The 6,252-nt window shown below is 68.4% G+C and carries 5 protein-coding genes; 4 read left to right on the top strand and 1 reads right to left on the bottom strand.

From position 1 onward, the window contains the following. Positions 1–215: 215 nt before the first annotated feature. Positions 216–1,430: a class I SAM-dependent methyltransferase gene (locus tag NT132_RS05235; protein ID WP_297785868.1), complete on the bottom strand. Its 1,215-nt coding sequence runs from the start codon at positions 1,428–1,430 to the stop codon at positions 216–218. Positions 1,431–1,602: 172 nt separating this feature from the next. Here NT132_RS05235 and NT132_RS05230 point away from each other — a divergent pair, with 172 nt between their 5' ends. From NT132_RS05230 to NT132_RS05215, 4 genes are all read left to right on the top strand, one after another. Then, positions 1,603–2,493, top strand: a complete 891-nt coding sequence (locus NT132_RS05230) for a hypothetical protein (protein ID WP_297785866.1) — start codon at positions 1,603–1,605, stop codon at positions 2,491–2,493. A 73-nt stretch (positions 2,494–2,566) separates the two neighbouring features. Then, on the top strand, positions 2,567–3,454 hold the full coding sequence (locus NT132_RS05225; RefSeq protein ID WP_297785863.1) for a hypothetical protein: 888 nt from the start codon (positions 2,567–2,569) through the stop codon (positions 3,452–3,454). Positions 3,455–3,581: 127 nt separating this feature from the next. Next, entirely contained in the window at positions 3,582–5,456 is a 1,875-nt protein-coding gene (locus tag NT132_RS05220; protein ID WP_297785860.1) for a dynamin family protein, read from the top strand. Then, the coding region (locus NT132_RS05215) for a dynamin family protein (protein WP_297785857.1) at positions 5,453–6,252 on the top strand (800 nt) is incomplete at its 3' end. The genes NT132_RS05220 and NT132_RS05215, both read left to right, overlap by 4 nt.

Genomic DNA, 6,252 nt, shown 5'->3' with positions numbered 1-6,252 from the left:
CCGCGCCAAGAAGACCGAGCCCGGCGCACCGCCGTGGATGTCGCTCGTCGCGATCATCGCCGGCTTCGTCGCGATCGGGGTGAGCCTGATCTTCGGCCTGATCTTCATCTTTGGCCTGATCGCCTACTTCGCGACCGTCGGCACACTGGGCGGCTACTACAACTACTGAGTTCCTTGAGTGACGAGGGCGGGGTGCTTCGGCGCTCCGCCCTTCGTCACGTCGACGGTTCGCTGCCGCCTGAGCTGGCGCCCACCCGGTCCGCGAGGAGCGCGACGCGGTCGCCCCCGATCCGGGTGAGGACCAGGGTGCCGCTCGCCTGACCCTTGAGTGAGAGTCGGGTTCGGAACTCGGCCGGGTCGACATCGACGCCGCGCTTCTTGATCTCCAGACGCCCGATGCCGCGCTCACGCAGGGCCTTGCCGAGCGCTTTCGTGTCGGCCGGGAGTTCCTCCCGCACCCGGAACGACTGCACGAAGGGACTCGTGAGCGCCGCATCCGAGGTGAGATAGGCGATCCCCTCCGCGAGCATGCCGGCCTCCAGCGCCCGCGCCGCATCGCCGATGAGGCGGGCGCGGATCACCGCCCCGTCGGGTTCGTGCACGAACGCGCCGAGCTCGCGCACCGGCACGTCCTCCGCATCCGCTGCCGCGGTCAGCTCGTGCGCCACCCCGCCGCGGATGACGAGGGCGGCGCGGCGCACGCCCTCCCGCGCGAGCGCACCGGACCACAGCACGAGCTCGATCGTCGAGCCGTCCACACCGATCCACTGCGCCTCGGCACCCTCCGGGATGTCATCCCGGTCGAAGGCGGGCCCCAGCTTGATGCCGGTCGGCAGGCGCTCCGCGAGCGCGAACGCCCAGTCGAGGGGCGGCGTGTACTCGCCGGCGCCGACCCGTCGGGTCTCGCCGTGGCCGGCGGTGCGGCGGGCGGGGTCGAGCCACACTGCATCCACGCCCGCGAGTTCGACGTCCTCCGCCCGCGCATGGCGCACCTCCGCGTCGTAGGGGGCGAGGTTGTAGGCCGCGAGCGCTGCGGTGATCTCGTCCGCGTCGACGGCGAGCACTCGCATCCCGAGCCCCGCGAAGCCGAGCGCATCGCCGCCGAGTCCGCAGCCGAGATCCGCGACCCGGGTCACGCCCGCGCGGCGGAACCGGGCGGCGTGGAGGGTCGCGACCTCTAGCCGCGTCGCCTGCTCGAGGCCCGCCCGGGTGAACAGCATCCGCTCCGACAGCTCGCCGAATTTGCCGCGGGCGCGAGTACGCAGCCGCGCCTGGCCGACGGCCGCCGAGACCAGATCGGGGGAGTGGCCCGCCCGGCGCAGCCGCGAGACCGCCGCCGCGACGGCATCGGTCGAGGGCAGCTCGCCGAGTTCGTCGACCAGTGTGAGCCCTTCGGGGGTCAGCAGGGTCCGCAGCTCGGCCATGTCCACGCGATCAGCCTACGGCGCACGCATACCCCCGCCGGGCCCGGCGGTTAGGGGACACCCCCGCAGGCGCACCGGGGAGGACGCGGAGAGGTCCCCGATGCGGGAGGGAACGGCCTGCTCCTACCGTGAGGCAACACACAAGGCGGGGCGCGGCCCCGAAGGAGGGAAAGCGATCATGCCTCTGGATGACTACCAGGACTCGTTCAACATGGCGGCGGCCGACTCGTTCAACTCGACGGTCGACAACGACCTGACGGTCGGAGTCGATCTCGCCGACTCGTTCAACACGGACGATTCCGTCAACGACAGCGGAAACCTCGACGTCGGGATCTCCGACTCGGGGAACACAGACTCCCACAACGAGGACAACGACACCCACACGTGGAGCCTGACGAACACGTGGACCGACAGCTCGACGACCGACAACTCGGACAACAGCACCTCGAACTCGGGGAACACGTCGACGGACAACTCGCAGCACGACTCGGGCAACACCGCCACGTTCACCTACACCGACGACCACACCATCAATGTGGGCAACCGGGAATACAACACGGGCTTCGGTGACGTGACCTTCAGCGGCGGCGCGGCCGCGGCTGCCGCGGCGTCCGGCACGGGCAGCAGCTTCGTCGACGGGCGGGTCACCATCGTCGACGGCTCGGTGAACCAGAACATCGACGGCGGGCACGTGGGCCAGTACTTCGGCTCGCAGACGGTGGTCGCCAGCGGTGACGACGCCATCGCAGCCGGCGACGGGGTGAGCATCACGACCCAGATCGACTCGTCGACGCACATGAGCGCCGGCGGCGACATCAACATCGGCAACGAGACGACGATCGACATGACGGTGGGGTCGTACAACGAGTACACATCCACCACGACCGAGACCGATTCGTCGACGCACACCGACATCAGTGACTCGTGGAACGACTACTCCCAGACGTACACCGCGACCGACTCGTTCACCTCGACCGTCGACTGGGACGAGACGACCACGATCGATGCCGACGTGGACGCGATCGTCGACAGCCACGACGCACTCATCGCCGACGACTTCGGCTTGTGAGGCCTCTCCCCGGTCACTCACGGGTGGCCGGGACCCCCGCCCCCAACAGCTATGAAAGAAAGTGACACAGATCATGGCATTCGACGACTTCCAGGACTCCTTCAACGCGAGGGCGCGGGACTCCTTCAACACCAACGTCACCAACAGCGCCAACCTCAACGTGGGGTTGGATGGCGTCGGCAACACCGATAACTCGGTCAACGACAGCGGCAATGCCGCGCTCGACATCGACGGGTCGTTCAACAGCGATTCCCACGATGTGACATCGGACAGCGATGTCTTCGAGTCCACCAACACCTACACGGACGACTCCACGACGGACAACTCGGACAACAGCGTCCACGACTCCGACAACACCACCACGGACAACTCGTGGCACGACTCCGGCAACACCTTCGAGTTCTCCTCCACCGACTCGCACGCCGTGAACGTCGGCAACCGGGAGTACAACACCGGTTTCGGCAACGTCACGCTGGGCGGGGGCGGTGCCGGCGGCGGCGACCTGTACGTCGACGGTCGCGCGACGATCATCGACGGCTCGGTGAATCAGAACGTCGACGCGTGGTCCGTGGACCAGGAGTTCTCCAGCCAGACCATCGTCGGATCCGGAGACGGCGCGGTCGCCGCGGGCGGCGGCGTCGAGATCGATCAGCACCTGGACGACTCGACGACGTTCGAGGCCGGGGGCGACATCAACCTCGACAACACGACGACGATCACCACGGTCCACGACTCGAACAACACGGAAGACGTGACCGAGACCGTCAGCGACGGGTCCGTGCATTGGAACATCGACAGCTCCTTCAATGACGACTCCGTCACCTACACCGCCGACAACTCTTTCAACGACGAGATCTCGGCGACGACGGAGAGCGACTGGAACATCGATGCCGACGTCATCTGGGACAGCAGCGACGCGGCGATCGTGAGCGACGCGGGCGGGGACCTGCCCCCCTTGTAGATCCCCACCTCGCGGCGGTTCTTCTCCGTACCGTCGCGCAGCGGCCCTGGGTCATCACGACCCAGGGCCACTGGCCCGCTCCCGAGATGTGCCGCGACCTGGCGCGGCGGAAGAAAGAAGAATATCGGTGCCCGAACCCACCACACCCGTGACCGCAGCGCCCACGGGCGACACCGCCGATGGCACGGCGCACGATGCGCTCCTTCTCGTCCTGGATCGCGTCGGGATCATGGCTCGCCGCCTGGGCCGAACCGACCTGTTGGGCCGATTGCAGCAGGCGAGAGAACGACTCCTCGACCCCCACGTGCGCGTGATCGTGGTGGGCCAGTTCAAACAGGGCAAGAGCAAGCTCGTCAACGCGCTCGTCAACGCGCCCGCCTGCCCCGTCGACGATGATGTGGCGACGAGTGTGCCCATGTCGGTGGGGTATTCCGATACGCCCCGCGCCACCATCCTCGTCCGCGATGTGGACTCGCCCGCCGGCGACGTGGAACGCGTCGAGATCGAGCTCGCCGACCTGGCCGACTACGTATCCGAGCGTTCCGCCGAGCAGCGCCCGGCAGGTGTGATCGGCGCGGAGGTCGCGCTGCCTCGGGAGCTCCTTCGCGGCGGCCTCCGCCTCGTCGACTCGCCCGGCGTGGGAGGGTTCGAGTCCACGAAATCGCTCAGCACCCTCGCGGCGATGGCCACCGCCCACGCCGTCCTCCTCGTCTCGGACGCCTCGCAGGAGTACACCGAACCGGAGATGCAGTTCCTCCGGCACGCCCAGCGCATGTCACCCAACGTCGCCGCCGTGCTGTCGAAGACCGACATGTACCCGCAGTGGCGTCAGATCGAGCAGATCGATCGTTCGCACCTGGAACAGGTCGGCGGGATCCCTCTCTTCGCCGTCTCCAGCGACCTGCGGCTGCTGGCCGCGGAAGGGCAGGACGCCCAGCTGAACTCGGAGTCCGGGTTCCCCGCCCTGATCACGCATCTGCGTCAGGACGTGCTGGCGCGGGCATCGGCGCTCCACCAGCGGTCGGCCGTGCACGATGCCCGGTCCGCGCTCGACCAGCTGGCCATGAGCCTGGATGCGGAGCTGAACGCGATCCTGAATCCGGAGCAGACGCCCGCCATGATCCTGCGGTTGGAGGAGGCCAAAGCCCGCGCCGATGAGTTTCGCGGGCGCTCCGCGCGCTGGCAGGTCATGCTCAGTGACGGCATCGCGGATCTCATGGCCGACACGGAGCACGACCTCCGCGACCGGCTGCGTCGCGTGCAACGGGAGGCAGAGGCGGCGATCGAGGAGAGCGACCCGGGGCCCATCTGGGATCGGCTGGCGACGTGGCTGGACGAACGTATCGCCGCTGTCGTATCGGAGAACTTCGTGTGGACGTCCGAGCGATCCCGATGGCTGACCGAGCGCGTCGCGGATGAGTTCCTGCGCGACGATTCGCTCATCCCTTACATCGACGTCGCAGGTACCGACGGCGTCCTGGACCCGGTCGAGCCGCTGCACCATCTCGACGAGGGGCACATGTCGGCCGCGGAGAAGCTGTACGTGGGGGTGCGCGGGTCGTACAGCGGGGTGCTGATGGTCGGGCTCGCCACGAGCGTCGTCGGTCTCAGCCTTCTCAACCCGCTGTCGCTCCTCGCCGGTGTCGTCGTCGGTCGCAAGGCCTATCGGGAGGACGTGGCGACCCGGCTGGCCCGACGCCAGGCGGAGGCGAAGAACATCGTGCGCCGGCACATCGATGACGTGGTCTTCCAAGTCGGGAAGCAGCTGAAGGACCGCCTGCGGCAGGTGCAGCGGGTGGCCCGCGATCACTTCGGATCGATCGCGGACGAACTGCACCGCTCCCTGTCCGAGTCCGTCCTCGTCGCCAAGCAAGCCGCGGCGAACTTCTCCGCCGATCGCGAGGGCCGCGTCGTACAGTTGCGCACTCAGCTGCAGCACGTCCAGGCGCTGCGTGGGCAGGTGCCGCCGCTGGAGGAATGGCTGCCGGAGCGTCGGTCGTGAGTCGGGTCCGTACCTCTGACGTCACGAGCGTCGTGGACGCCGCGCGTGCGCACTACGCGGACGACCGGATCGCCCAGCGCATGCTGGACGAGTTCGACCTCCGGTTGCGAGAGCCGGTGCGGATCGCCGTGGCGGGCATGGTCAAGGCGGGCAAGTCGACCTTGCTCAACGCGCTGATCGGTGAGGCCATCGCCCCGACGGACGCCGGCGAGTGCACCCGCGCCGTCACCTGGTATCGGCACGCCCACACTCCGGGGATCACGGCGCAGCTCCGCGATGGCACCCAACGCAGGCTGCCGATCGGGCGGATCGGGGGCCGTATCGACCTGGACGCCGCGCGCCTCAGCGCGGACGACGTGGAGCGCATCGATGTGGGCTGGCCTGCGGAGGCGCTGCGCGCGAACATCCTCATCGACACCCCGGGGGTCGGGTCGCTGTCCCCGTCCACATCCGAGCGCTCGACCCGGTTCCTGGCGTCCCCGGAGACATCGCCGGACGCGGATGCGGTGATCTACCTGCTCCGTCATCTGCACGCGACAGACCTGTCGTTCCTCGAGTCCTTCCGTGACGCGGGTGGCCACAGCATCCGCACCATCAGCGCGATTGCCGTGCTCTCCCGTGCCGACGAGATCGGTTCCGGCCGGATCGACTCGATGCTCTCCGCCTCGCGGATTGCCGACCGGTACCGCCGTGACGGCGAGATGCGGGCGCTCACCCTGGGCACCATCCCGATCGCCGGCCTGCTGGCAGAGGGCGGCCGCACTCTCCGCGAGGAGGAATTCGATGTCTTCCGTCG

This window comes from Microbacterium sp. (assembly GCF_026393345.1).
Taxonomy (GTDB): domain Bacteria; phylum Actinomycetota; class Actinomycetes; order Actinomycetales; family Microbacteriaceae; genus Microbacterium.
Note: the sequence above shows the minus strand (reverse complement) of the source record. Positions and strands in the feature narration are given on the sequence as shown.